Genomic DNA, 18,410 nt, shown 5'->3' on the forward strand with positions numbered 1-18,410 from the left:
GACGTGAAGCAAATGAGAAGAAGCAGGGTGAACACCTGCTTTTCGTTTTGTTTTATAAGTGAAAAAATGAGGTGTTACAATGGATAAACGAATTTCAATTGCTATAGATGGTCCAGCAGCTGCTGGGAAAAGTACAGTGGCAAAAGTTGTTGCGAAGGAACTTTCTTACGTTTATATTGATACAGGCGCAATGTACCGTACGCTTACATATGCAGCCCTTGAACAAAAAGTAGACATTGAAAATGAAGAGCAGTTAATGGAAGTTGTAAAGAATGTAAATATTGAGTTTCAGCAAGGAGAAAATACACAGCTTGTATTTTTAAATGGACAAGATGTTTCTGAAGTAATTCGTACACCTGATGTGACGAATCGAGTATCTATTGTAGCGAAACATCGCCTTGTTCGTGAAGAAATGGTACGTCGTCAGCAAGAGTTAGCGAAAAAAGGCGGCGTTGTAATGGACGGCCGTGATATTGGTACACATGTATTGCCGGATGCTGAAGTGAAAATCTTTATGCTTGCTTCTGTTGAAGAAAGAGCGGAAAGAAGACATTTAGAAAATTTAAATAAAGGTTTCGATTCTAATTTAGAGCAGCTACAAGAAGAAATTGCTCAGCGTGATAAATTAGATTCAGAACGCGAAGTTTCTCCACTAAAAAAGGCTGATGATGCATTGGAATTAGATACGACTTCTTTATCAATTGAAGAAGTTGTCCAAAAAATTATGAGCATTGTTTCTGGAGTGTTTGCGAAATAAAGAAAGGGGATAGTCCTCTTTCTTTTTTTGTTTAAATAGAAATGTAAAGGATACGTGAATTGTGAGTCTCTTTCCTTGACAAATGAGCTGATTTGTAAGAAGTTAGTTAAAGAGGAATAAAACTGTCAGAATATATTCGCTATTATATTTCAAAACATACTTTTTTCAAGCTGGTTTTGCTGTATACTATTTATATAGGTTTAATATATTTTCTTGTGAATGTTATTGAAAAAGAGTATGTGATGAGAAATTCTTAAACATGCAAATGAAAACTTTGTTTTCATTTCGTATATACATAAAAAATGCTTTGTCAATTCTGTAGGGAGGTATTTCCATGGTAGAGAAAATGAATGAAGAAGTTATGGATTCAAAAGAATTACAAGTTGGTGACGTTGTTACAGGTTCTGTAACGAAGGTTGAAGAGAAACAAGTGCTTGTAAATGTTGGATACAAAACAGATGGCGTAATTCCAATTAGTGAATTAGCTAACGTTCATATTGAAAAAGCAAGCGATGTTGTAGAATTAGATCAAACACTAGAGTTGAAAATTATTAAATTAGAAGAAGATGATCTTGTCTTATCTAAACGTGCTGTTGATGCAGAAAAAGCATGGGTAGAACTACAAGAGAAATTTACTTCTGGTCATGTATTTGATGTTACTGTAAAAGATATTGTGAATGGCGGATTAGTTGTGGACCTTGGTGTTCGCGGTTTTATTCCAGCTTCACTTGTAGAAGTACATTATGTAGAAGACTTTACTGACTATAAAGGTAAAACATTAGCGGTGAAAATTGTTGAATTAGACCGTGAAAAAAATCGTGTAATCCTTTCGCATAAAGCGGTAGTAGAATTAGAACTAGATTCTAAGAAAAAAGAAGCAATTTCTTCATTAAAAGAAGGGGACGTTGTTGAAGGAACAGTACAACGATTAACTGACTTTGGCGCATTCGTTAACGTTGGTGGAGTGGACGGTTTAGTTCACATTTCACAAATTTCACACGAACGTGTAGAGCAACCTTCTGAAGTGTTAGAGCAAGGTCAAAAGGTTAAGGTAAAGGTGTTATCTGTTGATGCTGATACACAACGTATTTCTTTATCAATTAAAGCAGCTCAACCAGGACCTTGGGAAAACGTTGCTGGCGAAATAAAAGCTGGAGATATTCGTGAGGGAGTAGTAAAACGCCTTGTTACATTTGGTGCATTCGTTGAGATTTTACCGGGCGTTGAAGGGCTTGTACACGTATCTCAAATTGCAAATCGTCACGTGAAAAATCCGAATGAAGTATTGGAAATGGGACAAGAAGTAAAAGTGAAAGTACTTGAAGTTCACGTAGCAGAGAAACGTATTTCTTTAAGTATAAAAGAAGCGCTTGAGGAAAATAATGTAACTGAAGATTATAGTCAGTATGAGCCAAATGCTGATTCTGCTACTTTCCAATTAAGTGATATTATTGGTGAACAACTGAAAAAATTAAAGAAATAATGAGGGGTACAAGTGGTAAGGGCAAAACGTAAATTAGATCATATTGAATACGCTCTTTCTACTGGTCAGTCTCGTACGCATGGCTTTCATGATATTGATTTTGTGCATCAAAGCTTGCCAAATTCAAATTATGACACAATAACATGTGAAACAAAAATCGGCGAACTTTCACTAAGTTCGCCGATTTTTATCAATGCGATGACTGGTGGTGGGGGAGAGAAAACGTTACATATTAATGAGCAATTAGCATATGTAGCGAAACATCATAACCTTGCTATGGCTGTAGGTTCGCAAATGGCGGCGTTAAAAGATGAAAGTGAAGCTGCTTCTTATAAGGTGATTAGAAAGGTAAACCCAAATGGTATTTTCTTTGCTAATTTAGGTAGTGAGGCAACTATCGAGCAGGCAGAGCGCGCCGTTGATATGATTGAAGCGAATGCATTACAAATTCATTTAAATGTCATACAAGAGTTAACGATGCCAGAAGGAGACCGTGATTTTACTGGAGTACTTCAGCGCATTGAGAAAATTGTTTTAAATAGTAAAGTTCCTATCATTGTAAAAGAAGTTGGATTTGGGATGAGTAAGGAAACAATGCAACAGTTAGTGAACGTAGGTGTAACAGCAATTGATATTGGTGGGCAAGGTGGTACGAATTTTGCTGCTGTTGAAAACGAAAGAAGACAGCGAATGCTTTCTTATTTTAATAACTGGGGCATACAAACAGCAACCTCGATTATTGAAGCAACCTCTACAAATAATAACCTCTCTTTTATTGCATCTGGGGGTATACAAACAGCGCTTGACGTAGCGAAAGCAATCGCATTAGGGGCGAATACAACTGCGTTTGCTGGTTATTTTTTACGTATTTTAATGCAAGATGGTATCGAGAAGTTAGTAGATGAAATTGAGCTTCTACATACAGATTTGAAATTTATAATGACAGCTCTTGGTGCGAAGACGATAGAAGAGTTGCAATCTGTACCTCTTGTTGTAAAGGGTGAAACATATCATTGGTTAATGCAGCGTGGTATTGATACTGCGCATTATAGTAGGAGATAAAAAATCAACCATTCGGTTGATTTTTTTTGTTCTATTCTTTTTCGTAATATAAAGTGGAGAATGGAATTAGTATTATATAAAAATATAATTTCGTAAAAATTGTAATTGAAAAAGGGTTGAAAAATGTAGATGGTGTGTTGTCGAATTACTGGAGAGAACTTAATTTTTAATGGGAATAGGTGAAGGTAAAAAGAAGTAATGGGAAGATATAGTATGCGAAATATTATTTCGATATAAATAGAAATCATTAAACTGATTATGTAAAAGACGGTTTCGTACAATATAGAAACCGTCTTTTTGTATTAATTAGTGCTGGTTTTGTTTTCGAGCCTGTTCTGGTGTATCAAGTCCAGTTGCACCTGGATATTGTAGTGATTGATCACGATCGGATTCAACGCGGCGTGATTCTCGTAGTTTTCGTTCTTGGCGATCTTTACCCATAATGAATAACACCTCCTTGTTAAAAGTGTTGCTGTTATAAGAAAAAACTATGCGTAAATAAAGTGGATTAACTTTCATAAAAAGTTCCCATAATGGAAAACATAGGAGGTGAAGTTGATGGATGGAAGTACTTTTTATTTTGTAGCTTGGATAGGGTGGATCATTGTAACCTTTTTTATGAAAAAGGACCCTATCCGGTGGAAGTTAGGCGCTTGTATACTGATTTTTATAATTTGCTCTCCGTTACATGTAACGATTGCCTCATTCGTGGTATCAGTAAATGCTCTTTTACTTTGTATTATTTCTTTTATAGGGATCACGCTATATTCCGTCTGGAAAAAATTGTATAGCTTACTTTCAGCACTTATTATTGCAATGTTATATACAAGTTTTCATCTGTTAGAAATATATGATCCGATTTGGATTGTGGTGGATAGAGTGTTTCTGCTAAGTAGTGCTCTTGTGTATGCATCGGTGTTATTGCATGGGGATCGCATATTACGATTATGTTCTCTATATGTAGGGATGTTACAAGGAGAGCTGCTAGTGACATTTATTTTTAGGAAATTGAATTTTCCATATGATTACGGTAGTTTAGCATTTTTTGATATCGTCGCCATTTCTACATTATTCATGGCAATATTGTTTTGGATTGCAAAAGCATCAGTATACATGGAACGGTTTAAGAGAAAAACACGTAAAAGAAAGGCGAGGGTAATACATGACTGAATATACACCAGCCATTTTATGCGGCGTAATAGCGGGGACAGTTACAAGGGTGCTAATGCTTCGGACGGATACGCGGCAATATCCGACGAGGCTACATGGGAAAATTATTCATATTGCAATGGGGTTAATTGCAGCTGCTTTAGGAGCGATTGCAATCCCGTCTATTTTGAAAAAAGATTTTTCTGCCATTACATTTCTTACATTAGCAGCGACACAATTTCGTGATGTACGTAATATGGAAAGAAATACGCTTCAACAATTAGATGGGTATGAGCTCGTACCGCGTGGAAATACATACATTGAAGGAATTGCATTGGTTTTTGAAAGTCGCAACTATTTGGCAATGTTAACGTCGTTTGCAACGACGTTTGCGTATATAGGATTCCGTTCATGGATTGCAGGAGTAATTATGGCTATAATCGCATTTTTTATCGCGAAAAAATTAATGTCTGGTAAAAGGCTACATGATCTTGTTGAAATTGAGCACGTTCCGCTTCGTTTTGAAGGAGCGGGGCTTTATATTGACAATATTTACATTATGAATATTGGATTGCCAGCAAGACAAGAAGAAATTATGAAATATGGTATGGGTTTTATTTTAAAGCCGAAATCAATTGATGCGATGGTTACAATCTCAAATTTAGGGCAACGACAAGCTATTTTACACGATGTTTCAGTAGCGTTAGGGATTTATAGAGATTCTGGTACACCAGCGCTTGTACCGTTAGCAAAGCGTGATTTAGAGGATGGCAGGGTTGGGATTTTTGTCCTGCCGCAAGATCAAGATGCAGAGAAAGCGATAGGTGTCATAGGAAATGTACCAACGTTAGAAAGTGCTGTCCATATGTCATCGGAAGCCCCAAAAGGAAGGGGAGATAAGAGATGATGTTAGAAAGTGTTATTCTGGCAGTTATAACAACGACTCCAGAAAAATTTGCAGGTGGTGCTCCTTTATTCGTTTGCGAATCGACGGAGGAACTAGAATTTGTTGCAAATAATTTAGAAGCAATTTTAGATGGTATAGCACATCGCTTACAAGAGAATGTATATATTATTGTGAAACATTAGCAACGTGTGTTATAATGTGAGGTGTTTTGATACGTTGAGAAATATTCTGGAATGCAAATCCCTTCTTGCACAAAGAAGGGTTTTTTACATAATAAACAGAAGCAAGTTGAAAGGATGAAAGTATATGCCGAAACCAGTAATAGCGATAGTAGGTCGCCCGAACGTAGGGAAATCTACTATTTTCAATAGAATTGTTGGAGAAAGAGTTTCAATCGTAGAAGATATTCCAGGTGTAACGCGCGATCGTATTTATAGCGCTGGAGAATGGTTAAATCATGAATTTAACATTATTGATACGGGCGGAATTGATATTGGAGACGAGCCGTTTTTGACACAAATTCGTCAACAAGCTGAAGTAGCAATTGATGAAGCGGATGTTATCATTTTTATGACAAACGGTCGTGACGGTGTAACAGCAGCTGATGAAGAAGTTGCAAAAATTTTATATCGTTCAAATAAACCGGTTGTACTTGCAGTAAATAAAGTAGACAATCCGGAAATGCGCAGTGACATTTATGACTTTTATGCATTAGGATTTGGCGAACCATTCCCAATTTCAGGTACACACGGATTAGGGTTAGGTGACTTACTAGACGAAGCTGCACAACATTTTCCAAAGATTGAAGAAGACGGATATGATGAAGACACAATTCGTTTCTCTTTAATTGGACGTCCAAACGTAGGGAAATCATCACTTGTAAATGCTCTTCTTGGTCAAGAGCGTGTAATTGTTAGTAATGTAGCAGGAACAACTCGTGATGCTGTCGATACACCATATAGTAAAGATGGAAAAGATTATGTAATTATTGATACAGCTGGTATGCGTAAAAAAGGAAAAGTGTATGAAAGTACAGAAAAATATAGTGTACTTCGTGCGCTAAGAGCGATTGAACGTTCTGACGTTGTTTTAGTCGTTTTAGATGGTGAAGAAGGAATTATTGAGCAAGATAAAAAAATCGCTGGATATGCTCATGATTCAGGGCGAGCTGTTGTTATCGTTGTAAATAAATGGGATGCAGTGAAAAAAGACGAAAAAACAATGAAAGCATTTGAAGAAAATATCCGTGCTCATTTCCAATTCTTAGAATACGCACCAATTGTTTTCTTATCTGCAAAAACGAGAAAACGTACACAAACATTAATACCGGTTATCGATGAGGTAAATGAAAGTCATAGTATCCGTATTCAAACGAACGTATTAAACGATGTAATTATGGATGCGGTAGCGATGAATCCGACGCCAACTCATAATGGTAGCCGTCTGAAAATTTTCTATGCAACACAAGTTGCGGTAAAACCACCGACATTTGTTGTGTTTGTAAACGATCCAGAATTATTGCACTTCTCATATGAGCGTTTCTTAAAGAATCGCTTACGTGAATCATTTGGCTTCGTAGGAACGCCGATTCACATTATCGCTAGAGCAAGAGACTAATGGAGAGGATGTGATTTTATGACAAAAATCACAGTAGTAGGAGCAGGTAGCTGGGGAACAGCGTTAGCGATGGTATTAGCTGACAATGGACATGATGTACGTATTTGGGGAAATCGCCCAGAACTTATGGATGAAATTAATACGAAACATGAGAATAGTCGATATCTCCCAGGCATTACATTGCCAAGCACAATCGTAGCCTACTCTTCTTTAGAAGAAGCATTAGTAGATGTAAATACAGTACTGCTAGTAGTACCAACGAAAGCGTACAGAGATGTATTACAAGAGATGAAAGAAATTGTTACTGAACCAATTACTTGGATTCATGCGAGCAAAGGAATTGAACCTGGTACGTCAAAACGTATTTCGGAAGTGATTGAGGAAGAAATTCCAGAGCACTTAATTAAAGATGTTGTTGTACTGTCTGGACCGAGTCATGCTGAAGAAGTCGGTTTACGACAAGCGACAACAGTTACGTCTGCAGCAAAGCGTATGGAAGCGGCTGAGGAAGTACAAGATTTATTTATGAATAGTTATTTTCGTGTATACACAAATCCAGATATCGTTGGAGTTGAACTTGGTGGTGCGTTAAAAAATATTATCGCATTAGCTGCTGGTATAACTGATGGTCTTGGATTAGGTGATAATGCAAAGGCGGCATTGATGACACGTGGTTTAACAGAGATTGCTCGTTTAGGAAGAAAAATGGGCGGGAATCCGTTAACGTTTGCTGGTCTAACTGGTATGGGAGACTTAATTGTAACTTGTACAAGTGTTCATAGCCGAAATTGGCGCGCTGGAAATATGCTTGGAAAAGGACACTCTTTAGAAGAAGTGTTAGAAAGCATGGGTATGGTTGTGGAAGGTGTAAGAACAACGAAAGCTGCTCATGAATTGGCAGAGAAAATGGAAGTTGAAATGCCGATTACAGCTGCTTTATATGACGTGCTGTTCAATGGGAATAACGTAAAAGATGCAGTAGGCTCATTGATGGGACGTGTTCGAAAACATGAAGTGGAAGCTATACCTGATTTACTGTAAAGAAAAGCGACAGAAGTACATTTGTACTTCTGTCGCTTTTTTATTTTTTGGGTCTTTTCACCATTTTTTCATTTTTGCATAGGATGAAGAGTAACTTGAGGAGAGGGTGAAAAGAATGGATAATAATATTTTTAATAATATTGAGAAGGAAGCGAAAGTAAATAAAGAGGATATTTTTAAATTAGCATCATCCGTGCAAAATGCGAATTTACGTGATGAAACTGTACTTCGTCAATTAATTCATCAAGTGGCTCTTATGGCGGGACGTGAAGTGCCGAAAGAGCAAGAGGATCAAATTGTAAAAGCGATTATTAATAATAATATGCCAACAGATTTTGGTTCGTTAAGCAAAATGTTTAAAAAATAAATTATGAGAAACAAAGAGTTTGGAGATTGCATATGATAGCCATGAAAGAATGGGAATAGAGCTGTTTTTGGGCATATTTGGTCAACCGAAGCGAGAGATACAATCGCTTCGGTTTTATTTTTGCCTAGATTGGTGAGAAATGCTGGAAAACCTATTGATTAAAGTTACATACTCGCGATTTGTAGTAAAATGTTCTTTTTGTATTTGTTTAAAGATTTTAATTTGTTAAAATAGTATAAAAATAGATTAATAAAAGGGGGTGTATATATGTCAGAAGGGCTTATGAAAATGTGGCTGGCTTTAGGGGCAATTGGATTTATGTTTTTTGCAGTAAGTTTTATTTTATTAAGTAGACATAGAATAAAGAATAAATTTTTGAAAGGGATTACAGCGTTAGTAGCGTACACCCTTATGATTGTGTCAGGAATTGTTATTTTTCTTGTTGTATTTAGTGGACCTGTACAGCAGTAAATGGAATGGTCTCGAAAATACTACATACGGAGCAAATTAGATTAGTATGAAAAGGTGATGCTAGTGAAAAAATTCCATATTATTTTAATATTTTGTTGTATGAGCCTTTTAACGGGGTGTCTGTATCCGAAAGAAAATATGAAGCAAAATGCGGTTCCTTATGAAGATCAGCTACAGGTTGTTCAAAAAGCTGTTGTGACATTTAAGGAGCAAAATGATGGGATATTGCCAATTAAGACGAGGGATATGAGTACACCTATTTATCAAAAGTATCCAATCGATTTTCAACAGATTGCCCCGCGTTACATACAAGAAGCGCCAGGGAATGCGTATGAAAGTGGAGGAGTATATCAATACGTATTAATAGACGTTGAAACAAATCCGACAGTAAAGTTAATTGATGTTAGGATGGCTGAACAAATTCAGGAACTATCTTTAAAGCTTAGGATGTATCGTGATGAACATCAATATCCACCTTTTAAAAAAGTAATTTCAGATGGTGTATATGAATTGGATTTCAAAAAACTAGGATATAAAGATGTGCCACAAGTGACAAGTCCATATTCTGGTAAAGGACTTCCTTTTGTAATTAATGAAAAAGGAGAAGTTTTTGTTGATTATAGAATCGACCTATATGACGCTTTGAAAAAAAATGAAGGGCAGTTTACAGAGGGAGAAGATATTCGAAATATACTTTCGAAAGGTTCCCCGTTTGTACCAGCTTATTCTTTACCGTACACAGTAAAGGACGGAGAACCAATTTTTTTAAAATGATAAGTCATGAACCTTTCTTTTAGTGAATAAGTTCTAGAAGAAAGGTTTTTTATGTTATACAACTTACGATGCAAACAAAAGATATTTTTTAATAGTCATATGAAATTGGACAAAATTATATGATATATTGTCCGAACTTCTAGAATACCATTATATTATATCAGATATTATAGGCAACGTTAGAGAAGGTATTAGTTGACTATAAACGCGGAATTATTCCCAAAAATTTTGAGGGAGGGAATCACTTGGAAAAGGTAGATATTTTTAAAGATATTGCAGAACGAACAGGCGGTGATATTTATTTTGGAGTTGTAGGAGCTGTTCGAACAGGGAAATCAACATTCATTAAAAAATTTATGGAACTTGTAGTTATTCCAAATATTGAGAATGAGTCTGACCGTCAAAGAGCGCAGGATGAATTGCCTCAAAGTGCTGCTGGTCGTACAATTATGACGACGGAACCGAAGTTTGTTCCAAACCAAGCGGTTTCTATCGAAGTAGATGAAGGACTTGAAGTGAATATTCGATTAGTAGATTGTGTTGGATATACGGTTCCTGGAGCGAAGGGCTATGAAGATGAGAATGGCCCGCGTATGATTAATACCCCTTGGTATGAAGAACCTATTCCATTCCATGAAGCTGCAGAAATCGGCACGCGTAAAGTAATTCAAGAACATTCAACAATTGGTGTTGTAATTACAACAGATGGAACAATTGGTGAAATTCCAAGAAGAGATTATATAGAGGCAGAAGAACGCGTTGTAAATGAGTTGAAAGAAGTAGGAAAACCTTTCATTATGATAATTAATACGGTACAGCCGTATCATCCAGATACAGAGCAATTACGCCAAAGTTTATCAGAAGAATATGATATCCCGGTTATTGCAATGAGTGTGGAGAGTTTAAGAGAAACAGATGTATATAATGTACTTCGTGAAGCGCTATTTGAATTCCCTGTATTAGAAGTGAATGTGAACCTTCCGAGTTGGGTAATGGTGCTAAATGAAGGGCATTGGTTGCGTCAAAGTTATCAAGAAGCAGTTCAAGAAACTGTGAAGGATATAAAACGTCTTCGTGATGTGGATCGCGTTGTTTGGCAGTTTAGTCAATATGAATTTATTGATCGAGCGAGCCTAGCTGGCATTGATATGGGGCAAGGTGTGGCGGAGATTGATTTATATGCGCCAGATGAATTATATGATCAGATTTTAAAAGAAGTAGTAGGAGTAGAAATTCGAGGGAAAGATCATTTGTTAAAGCTTATGCTCGATTTATCTCATGCGAAAATAGAGTACGATCAAGTGGCGGATGCACTGCGTATGGTTAAGCAAACAGGATATGGTGTAGCAGCACCTGCATTAGCGGATATGAGCTTAGATGAGCCAGAAATTATTCGTCACGGTTCAAGGTTTGGTGTGAAGTTAAAAGCGGTAGCGCCATCTATTCATATGATTAAAGTAGATGTAGAGTCAACGTTTGAGCCGATTATTGGTACTGAAAAGCAAAGTGAAGAATTAGTTCGTTATTTAATGCAAGATTTTGAAGATGACCCGTTATCAATTTGGAATTCTGATATATTTGGACGTTCACTTAGCTCGATTGTTCGAGAAGGAATTCAGGCGAAATTATCTTTAATGCCAGAAAATGCTAGATATAAATTAAAAGAAACGCTAGAAAGAATTATTAATGAAGGATCTGGCGGATTAATTGCGATTATACTATAAGAAAAAATCCCTCTCATTGTAGAGGGATTTTTTGTTTTTTTGATTATAAAATAGAAAAATAAACAGTCATTATCTAATACATTGTTGTAAATTGTCAAGTTTCATCAGATTTTCACATTTTAAGAGTAACAATTTCCTTAAAAATATTGAATTATAAAGGAGAATCGTATAATATAGGCGTTGATAATGATTTATCTACATCTTTGTAGTATAGAATTTGCAAAAATTGCCTACAAATGAAAGTAAGACTCATTTTATGATCATTATACAGTCTTATCTTTGGGAGGAGGTGAATGGCATGAACAAGACAGATTTAATCAATGCTGTTGCAGAAGCAAGTTCCCTTTCTAAAAAGGACGCAACAAAAGCAGTAGACGCTGTTTTTGATTCTATCTTAGAAGCTTTAAAACAAGGTGATAAAGTACAACTGATCGGATTCGGTAACTTCGAAGTTCGTGAGCGTGCGGCTCGTAAAGGTCGTAACCCACAAACAGGTGAGGAGATTGAAATCGCTGCAAGTAAAGTACCTGCATTCAAACCTGGTAAAGCGTTAAAAGATGCGGTTAAATAATCCTTACATATTAACAGGGAAGAAGAGTTTCCTTTTTGGGAACTCTTCTTTTTGCTTTTAAAAACATAAATATGCTAGAATGTGTTCGTATCACTTTTAGGTTTTCGGGAGGGCTAGCGGATGGCAAAAGTTAATTTAGAACAAATTGAACATGCAGTACGCCTTATTTTAGAGGCGATTGGGGATGACCCAAATCGTGAGGGAGTACTTGATACACCAAAGCGTGTTGCAAAAATGTACGCAGAAGTGTTCTCAGGTATGCATGAAGATCCGAAAGAGCATTTGCATAAAGTATTCGGAGAAGATCACGAAGAGCTTGTACTAGTAAAAGATATACCATTTTATTCGATGTGTGAGCATCATTTGGTACCATTCTATGGAGTTGCTCACGTTGCATATATTCCGCAAGGTGGAAAGGTAACAGGGTTAAGTAAATTAGCTCGTACCGTAGATACAATTGCACGTCGCCCACAACTGCAAGAACGTATTACATCAACAGTAGCGAACTCTATTATGGAAGTACTAGAGCCTCATGGTGTAATGGTAGTAGTAGAAGCAGAACATATGTGTATGACGATGCGTGGTGTGAAAAAACCAGGTGCGAAAACAGTAACGACAGCAGTGCGTGGTGTGCTTGAAAATGATGCTGCAGCGCGCAGTGAAATTTTATCGTTTATTAAAACGAAGTAAAGAAAAGCGGGAAACTGCTTTTCTTTTTTTTTTTAGTAAATAAATGATATAGTTTTAACTAGACAGAGTGAGATTAGAAAGATTGCTTACATGAATGGTAGGTGTAGCCAAGTTTTGGTTATAGAAAATAGAGTGTATGTGTTATAATAAGTTTTATGAATTAGAAAACAAGGGTGATTTTTTGTGTGTGACATCTACGGAGGGTATGCGGGTATAAAAGAAAAATTGATGGAGAAATTACGCCATCCTTATTTTATAAACTATATTGAAGAACCATTTATTGATGAAGAAAAGATAGCATTGTTATATGGTGCTTTAAAGAGTGCAAACTTACATATAGAACAAATTGAGCATTACGTAGTAACAATTATGCTTGTACAAATTGCGCTTGATACGCATGAAAGGGTATCAAATAAAGCAGGCGAGGAAGAGATTGAATTCCATAAATGTCGTCAATTAACAGTACTTGCAGGCGATTACTATAGTGGACTATATTATTATTTATTGTCTATGAATCGTGATATTGTTTTAATTCGTGCACTTGCTGAAGGAATTAAAGAGATAAATGAACACAAAATTATGTTATACCAAAAAGCGCATGAAACGACGGATGACATAATGAAAAGCATAGTAACGATTGAGTCTGCGCTCCTTCAAAAAACATGTGATCATTTTCAGTTATCACATTGGAAGCCATTTATCACATACGTATTAGGTGGAAATCGCCTTCAAAAAGAAATTCAATTGTATGCTGATAAGCAACATTCACCTGTTTTTCAAGCTATGCAAGATGCTTTAGGGGATAAAGCAGAAGTAGTGATTAATGGTTGGATGAAGGAATTGAGAAAGAAAGAAAAACAATTTTTAGAAAATCACACAGACATAAATGAAATAAATTCTGTGTTAAGGAATAAATAGAAGACATAAGCAATTTTACATTGGAAGAAGGTACGAGCATGCAACAATCAAAAGAAGAAAGAGTACATGACGTATTTGAAAAGATTTCTGATAAATACGATGTGATGAATTCTGTAATTAGTTTTCAAAGACATAAAGCGTGGCGGAAAGAAACGATGCGAATTATGGATGTACAACCAGGCAGTCAAGCGCTTGATGTATGCTGTGGAACCGCAGATTGGACAATTGCGCTAGCTGGAGCCGTAGGTGAGCAAGGAAAGGTTGTTGGCTTAGACTTCAGTGAAAATATGTTATCTGTTGGTAAGCAAAAGGTAGAAGCGTTACAATTAAAACAAGTAGAACTTCTACATGGGAATGCAATGGAACTTCCGTTTGAAGATAATACGTTTGATTATGTGACGATTGGGTTTGGTTTACGTAACGTACCGGATTATATGCACGTATTAAAAGAAATGACGCGTGTAGTAAAACCAGGTGGAAAAGTAATCTGTTTAGAAACATCTCAACCAACAATGATTGGTTTTCGACAAGGGTATATTTTATACTTTAAATATATCATGCCGTTATTTGGAAAGATGTTTGCGAAAAGTTATAAAGAATATTCATGGCTTCAAGAATCTGCTAGTACGTTCCCAGGGATGAAAGAATTGGCTCAAATGTTTGAGCAAGCTGGACTTGAACGTGTGCAAGTGAAACCATTTACTTTTGGGGTAGCAGCAATGCATTTAGGAATTAAACCAGAATCAAAATAGAAAAAAGAAGTTTTAGGTTAAGGTGAACAATATGAAGTTACAACTTATGTACTCTTTTTTACGATCGGATATTAATGTGATAGAAAAAGAATTAAAAAAGACAGTCGCTTCTGAACAGCCATTAGTAGAAGAGGCAGCATTACAGCTTATTGAAGCTGGTGGGAAACGAATTCGTCCTGTATTTGTGTTGCTTGCAGGGAAATTTGGAGATTATAAGTTAGATGCGATTAAGCATGTTGCTGTTGCGTTAGAACTTATTCATATGGCTTCTCTTGTTCACGATGATGTTATTGATGCTGCATTTTTACGACGCGGCAGTGCGACTGTGAATGCGAAATGGGGAGATCGTATTGCGATGTATACAGGGGACTATCTGTTCGCTAAGTCTCTTGAATGTATAACCAATATTGAAATTCCAGAGGCACATCAAGCGTTATCACATACTATTTTAGAAGTCTGTAAAGGTGAAATTGAACAAATTAAAGATAAATACAATTATGACCAAAATTTAAGAACGTATTTAAGAAGAATAAAGCGAAAAACAGCATTATTAATTGCCGCGAGTTGTCAATTGGGAGCGATTGCTGCTGGTGCTAATCGTGATACGGTAAATCGTCTATTTTGGTATGGGTATTTTGTAGGAATGTCTTATCAAATTATTGATGACATTTTAGACTTCGTTTCTACAGAAGAGAAACTTGGAAAACCTGCTGGTGGGGATTTACTACAAGGGAATATTACACTTCCTGCTTTATATGCGATGGAAGATCCCGTACTTCGTCAGAAAATCACATCTGTACATGAAAATTCAACAGCAAGTGAAATGCAAGAAATTATTGATGCTGTAAAAAATAGTACAGCAATTGATCAAGCATTTGCGTTTAGTGAACGTTATTTACATAAAGCTTTAGAAATAATAAAACCACTCCCACGTGGAAAAGCAAAGTACGCATTACAAAATGTTGCAAAGTATATTGGAAAACGAAAATTTTAAGGTTTATTCTAAAAAATAAAATAATCTCTCTATTTCAAAACTATTGCACAATTGTGATAAGGGTGATAATATGTGTGTGGGGATATACAATTACATACATAATTCAGAAGTGGAGAGATTTTTTATGGAAAAAACATTTCTAATGGTAAAACCAGACGGTGTACAACGTGCCTTCATTGGGGAAATTGTAGCTCGTTTTGAGAAAAAAGGCTTTCAATTAGTTGGTGCAAAATTAATGCAAGTCACTCCAGAAATTGCTGGACAACACTACGCTGAGCATAAGGAAAAACCTTTCTTTGGTGAGTTAGTAGACTTTATTACATCTGGACCTGTATTCGCAATGGTATGGCAAGGTGAAGGTGTAGTAGATACAGCTCGTAACATGATGGGGAAAACAAGACCACATGAAGCAGCTCCTGGAACAATTCGTGGAGATTTCGGTGTAACTGTTGCGAAAAACATTATCCATGGTTCTGATTCTTTAGAAAGCGCAGAGCGCGAGATTGCTATTTTCTTTAAAGAAGAAGAATTAGTTGACTACTCAAAATTAATGAATGAATGGATTTACTAATTATTTTGAAATAATTTGTAAACGCTTTAATCACTGTGATAATAGTAAAAAGTGCAAGGAGAATAGGGGTATTCTTCTTGCACTTTTTTTATTTTCAGTTAGTTACGAAGTTTGAACTGTTATGATATGTTGATATTTAAATTAGGACTATCGGAAATATAGAATAAGAAAATGGTCGATTTATGATATAATTTCTTTAATATTTTTAGAATGATAAAAGTTAATATAGTGAGATAAATACATATACGAAAAGAGGAATAACGTATGCGATATATTACAGCTGGTGAATCTCATGGTCCACAACTTACAACGATTATAGAAGGTGTTCCGGCAGGATTGTCTTTAGTAGCAGATGATATAAACGAAGAGTTAGCTAGAAGGCAAAAGGGATATGGGCGCGGTAGACGCATGCAAATTGAAACGGATCAAGTGCAAATTTTAAGTGGTGTTAGACATGGAGAAACATTAGGTTCCCCTATTGCACTTGTTGTTGAAAATCGTGATTTTGCACACTGGACAAAAATTATGGGGGCGGAGCCTTTAACTGAGCAAGAAGAAAAAGAGATGAAAAGGAAAGTGACAAAACCAAGGCCTGGGCATGCTGATTTAAATGGTGCGATTAAATATGGTCATAGAGATATGAGGAATGTACTGGAACGTTCGTCAGCGCGCGAAACGACGGTGCGTGTTGCTGCTGGTGCGGTTGCTAAAAAGGTGTTAGCAGAACTTGGTATTAAAGTAGCGGGCCATGTAATTGAAATTGGCGGTGTACAAGCTAAGGAGATTACGTATAGTTCAATTGAAGAATTAAAGAGTATTACCGAAGCATCTCCTGTACGTTGCTTAGATGACGAAGCTGGTAACCAAATGATGAAAGCGATTGATGATGCGAAAGCAAATGGTGATTCAATTGGTGGAATCGTTGAAGTAATTGTGGAAGGGATGCCAATTGGAGTAGGTAGCTACGTGCATTATGATCGAAAACTGGATGCGAAATTAGCAGCTGCAATTATGAGTATTAATGCTTTTAAAGGTGTCGAGATTGGAATTGGTTTTGAAGCAGCGCATAGACCAGGAAGTGAAGTTCATGATGAAATTCTGTGGAATGAGGAGCATGGATATACACGAAGAACAAATAATGCAGGTGGATTAGAAGGCGGTATGACGACTGGAATGCCAATTGTTGTGCGCGGTGTGATGAAACCGATACCTACACTTTATAAACCTCTTCAAAGTGTAGATATTGATACGAAAGAGCCTTTTACAGCGAGCATTGAACGTTCAGATAGTTGTGCAGTGCCAGCAGCTAGTGTCGTTGCAGAAGCGGTTGTGGCTTGGGAATTAGCGACAGCTTTAATAGAACAATTCGGATTAGATCGTATGGAACTAATTCGTGAAAATATTGAGAAACATAATGAATATGCGAGGGGATTTTAATGGGAAACATACATATTCAAACGAAATCAAAAGAATATGATGTACATGTTGGTAAAGAAGTGTTGTCAAACTTAACAACGATCGTTCAGAATATGCAGCCAGCGGTATCTAACGTAATGATTATTTCAGATGAAGCTGTTGCATCACTACATTTACAGACAGTTATCGATGCATTACAAGTAGAGCAGCACGTGTTTTCGTTTGTTGTACCAAGTGGCGAAAAAGAGAAGTCTTTCGAAAATTTCTATGCGGCTCATACGTCAGCTCTTGAAAATAAATTAGATAGAAATTCTTTAATTCTTGCACTTGGAGGCGGAATGATTGGAGATTTAGCTGGTTTTGTTGCTGCATCGTTTATGCGTGGTATTCGCTTTGTGCAGGTTCCGACAACTTTATTAGCGCACGATAGCGCAGTGGGTGGGAAAGTAGCGATTAACCATCCGTTAGGTAAAAATATGATTGGTGCATTCCATCAGCCAGAAGCAGTTGTATATCATACACCGTTTTTACAGTCTCTTCCTGAAAAAGAGTGGCGTTCAGGTTATGCAGAGGTGATAAAGCATGCTCTTATCGGTGATGTGGAGCTATACCATTGGTTAAAAGAAGAAGTGCAAACATTAGCGGATCTTCATGATGAGAAGTTAATCCATATATTAACGAAGGCGATTCCTGTAAAGGCAAATGTTGTGTCACAAGATGAAACAGAGAAGGGTGTACGTGCTCATTTGAATTTTGGACATACGTTAGGACATGCTCTTGAAAAAGAGCTAGGGTATGGAAATATTACTCACGGTGACGGTGTAGCGGTTGGAATGTTATTCGCCATATTTTTAAGTGAGCAAGTGTACAAGGTTGATCTTGCTTATGAAGATATGAAGCAGTGGTTCTTGAAATACGGCTATCCAAAAATGCCAGGAGATTTGAATGTAGAGCGCCTCGTTCAATTGATGAAACAAGATAAGAAAGCAAATGCAGGAGCAATTCATATGGTGCTTATGCAGGAATATGGGGTAGTGAATGTCGTATCTATTTCAGATGAGACTGTTCATATTGCGTTAGAGGCATTTCAAAAAGATATGGTTTAAAATGATAGCGAAGTGCTGTGAAGTGCTCATTTAGAGGTAT

General features: G+C 36.6%; 21 protein-coding genes. 20 read left to right on the top strand and 1 reads right to left on the bottom strand.

Annotated elements, in window-relative coordinates:
• Window positions 1-79 precede the first annotated feature (79 nt).
• From cmk to ACTFRM_RS03905, 3 genes are all read left to right on the top strand, one after another.
• Window positions 80-757, top strand: coding sequence for a (d)CMP kinase (cmk, locus tag ACTFRM_RS03895; RefSeq protein ID WP_000361253.1), 678 nt, complete (start codon window positions 80-82; stop codon window positions 755-757).
• Between the two features lie 334 nt (window positions 758-1,091).
• On the top strand, window positions 1,092-2,240 hold the full coding sequence (gene rpsA, locus ACTFRM_RS03900) for a 30S ribosomal protein S1 (protein WP_000229559.1): 1,149 nt from the start codon (window positions 1,092-1,094) through the stop codon (window positions 2,238-2,240).
• Between the two features lie 12 nt (window positions 2,241-2,252).
• Entirely contained in the window at window positions 2,253-3,302 is a 1,050-nt protein-coding gene (locus tag ACTFRM_RS03905) for a type 2 isopentenyl-diphosphate Delta-isomerase (RefSeq protein ID WP_000251036.1), read from the top strand.
• Between the two features lie 306 nt (window positions 3,303-3,608).
• Here the strand turns inward: ACTFRM_RS03905 and ACTFRM_RS03910 are convergent, their stop codons facing one another.
• Window positions 3,609-3,743, bottom strand: a complete 135-nt coding sequence (locus ACTFRM_RS03910) for a YpzI family protein (protein ID WP_000513900.1) — start codon at window positions 3,741-3,743, stop codon at window positions 3,609-3,611.
• Between the two features lie 117 nt (window positions 3,744-3,860).
• On the opposite strand from ACTFRM_RS03910, the gene ACTFRM_RS03915 reads away from it, so the two are divergent.
• From ACTFRM_RS03915 to aroB, 17 genes are all read left to right on the top strand, one after another.
• The gene (locus ACTFRM_RS03915) at window positions 3,861-4,472 is read left to right on the top strand and encodes a YphA family membrane protein (protein WP_000349103.1); all 612 of its coding nucleotides are present in this window, start codon (window positions 3,861-3,863) and stop codon (window positions 4,470-4,472) included.
• Entirely contained in the window at window positions 4,465-5,358 is an 894-nt protein-coding gene (locus tag ACTFRM_RS03920; protein ID WP_000141596.1) for a YIEGIA family protein, read from the top strand. Before ACTFRM_RS03915 ends, ACTFRM_RS03920 begins: the two co-directional genes overlap by 8 nt.
• Window positions 5,355-5,540 carry a capping complex subunit for YIEGIA gene (locus ACTFRM_RS03925; RefSeq protein ID WP_000979059.1) on the top strand — a complete coding sequence of 62 codons (186 nt, stop codon included), beginning with the start codon at window positions 5,355-5,357 and terminating at the stop codon, window positions 5,538-5,540. The genes ACTFRM_RS03920 and ACTFRM_RS03925 overlap by 4 nt, the downstream gene beginning before the upstream one ends.
• A gap of 124 nt (window positions 5,541-5,664) precedes the next feature.
• Window positions 5,665-6,975, top strand: a complete 1,311-nt coding sequence (der, locus tag ACTFRM_RS03930; protein ID WP_001125893.1) for a ribosome biogenesis GTPase Der — start codon at window positions 5,665-5,667, stop codon at window positions 6,973-6,975.
• An 18-nt stretch (window positions 6,976-6,993) separates the two neighbouring features.
• Window positions 6,994-8,016, top strand: coding sequence for an NAD(P)H-dependent glycerol-3-phosphate dehydrogenase (locus tag ACTFRM_RS03935; protein ID WP_000161763.1), 1,023 nt, complete (start codon window positions 6,994-6,996; stop codon window positions 8,014-8,016).
• A 115-nt stretch (window positions 8,017-8,131) separates the two neighbouring features.
• Window positions 8,132-8,383 (top strand): stage VI sporulation protein F, encoded by a 252-nt coding sequence (locus tag ACTFRM_RS03940; protein ID WP_000369754.1) that lies wholly within the window; start codon window positions 8,132-8,134, stop codon window positions 8,381-8,383.
• Window positions 8,384-8,650: 267 nt separating this feature from the next.
• On the top strand, window positions 8,651-8,854 hold the full coding sequence (locus tag ACTFRM_RS03945) for a DUF2768 domain-containing protein (RefSeq protein ID WP_001289008.1): 204 nt from the start codon (window positions 8,651-8,653) through the stop codon (window positions 8,852-8,854).
• Between the two features lie 63 nt (window positions 8,855-8,917).
• A complete protein-coding gene (locus ACTFRM_RS03950) occupies window positions 8,918-9,628 on the top strand; it encodes a hypothetical protein (RefSeq protein ID WP_000713407.1) in 711 nt (236 codons plus the stop codon).
• A 245-nt stretch (window positions 9,629-9,873) separates the two neighbouring features.
• On the top strand, window positions 9,874-11,352 hold the full coding sequence (gene spoIVA, locus ACTFRM_RS03955; RefSeq protein ID WP_000416519.1) for a stage IV sporulation protein A: 1,479 nt from the start codon (window positions 9,874-9,876) through the stop codon (window positions 11,350-11,352).
• Window positions 11,353-11,650: 298 nt separating this feature from the next.
• A complete protein-coding gene (locus ACTFRM_RS03960; RefSeq protein WP_001043860.1) occupies window positions 11,651-11,923 on the top strand; it encodes an HU family DNA-binding protein in 273 nt (90 codons plus the stop codon).
• 120 nt (window positions 11,924-12,043) lie between these two features.
• The gene (gene folE / locus ACTFRM_RS03965) at window positions 12,044-12,613 is read left to right on the top strand and encodes a GTP cyclohydrolase I FolE (RefSeq protein ID WP_001151482.1); all 570 of its coding nucleotides are present in this window, start codon (window positions 12,044-12,046) and stop codon (window positions 12,611-12,613) included.
• Window positions 12,614-12,796: 183 nt separating this feature from the next.
• A complete protein-coding gene (locus tag ACTFRM_RS03970; RefSeq protein WP_000332847.1) occupies window positions 12,797-13,531 on the top strand; it encodes a heptaprenyl diphosphate synthase component 1 in 735 nt (244 codons plus the stop codon).
• A gap of 38 nt (window positions 13,532-13,569) precedes the next feature.
• The gene (gene menG / locus ACTFRM_RS03975) at window positions 13,570-14,283 is read left to right on the top strand and encodes a 2-heptaprenyl-1,4-naphthoquinone methyltransferase (RefSeq protein WP_001187674.1); all 714 of its coding nucleotides are present in this window, start codon (window positions 13,570-13,572) and stop codon (window positions 14,281-14,283) included.
• Window positions 14,284-14,314: 31 nt separating this feature from the next.
• Window positions 14,315-15,277 carry a heptaprenyl diphosphate synthase component II gene (gene hepT / locus ACTFRM_RS03980; RefSeq protein ID WP_000776077.1) on the top strand — a complete coding sequence of 321 codons (963 nt, stop codon included), beginning with the start codon at window positions 14,315-14,317 and terminating at the stop codon, window positions 15,275-15,277.
• Between the two features lie 124 nt (window positions 15,278-15,401).
• A complete protein-coding gene (gene ndk / locus ACTFRM_RS03985; RefSeq protein ID WP_000415883.1) occupies window positions 15,402-15,848 on the top strand; it encodes a nucleoside-diphosphate kinase in 447 nt (148 codons plus the stop codon).
• Window positions 15,849-16,112: 264 nt separating this feature from the next.
• Entirely contained in the window at window positions 16,113-17,285 is a 1,173-nt protein-coding gene (aroC, locus tag ACTFRM_RS03990) for a chorismate synthase (RefSeq protein WP_001269384.1), read from the top strand.
• Window positions 17,285-18,370 (top strand): 3-dehydroquinate synthase, encoded by a 1,086-nt coding sequence (gene aroB / locus ACTFRM_RS03995; RefSeq protein ID WP_000526819.1) that lies wholly within the window; start codon window positions 17,285-17,287, stop codon window positions 18,368-18,370. The genes aroC and aroB overlap by 1 nt, the downstream gene beginning before the upstream one ends.
• Window positions 18,371-18,410: the final 40 nt, after the last annotated feature.

The organism is Bacillus cereus group sp. MYBK227-1 (assembly GCF_051916325.1).
In the GTDB taxonomy this organism is placed as follows: Bacteria; Bacillota; Bacilli; order Bacillales; family Bacillaceae_G; genus Bacillus_A; species Bacillus_A cereus.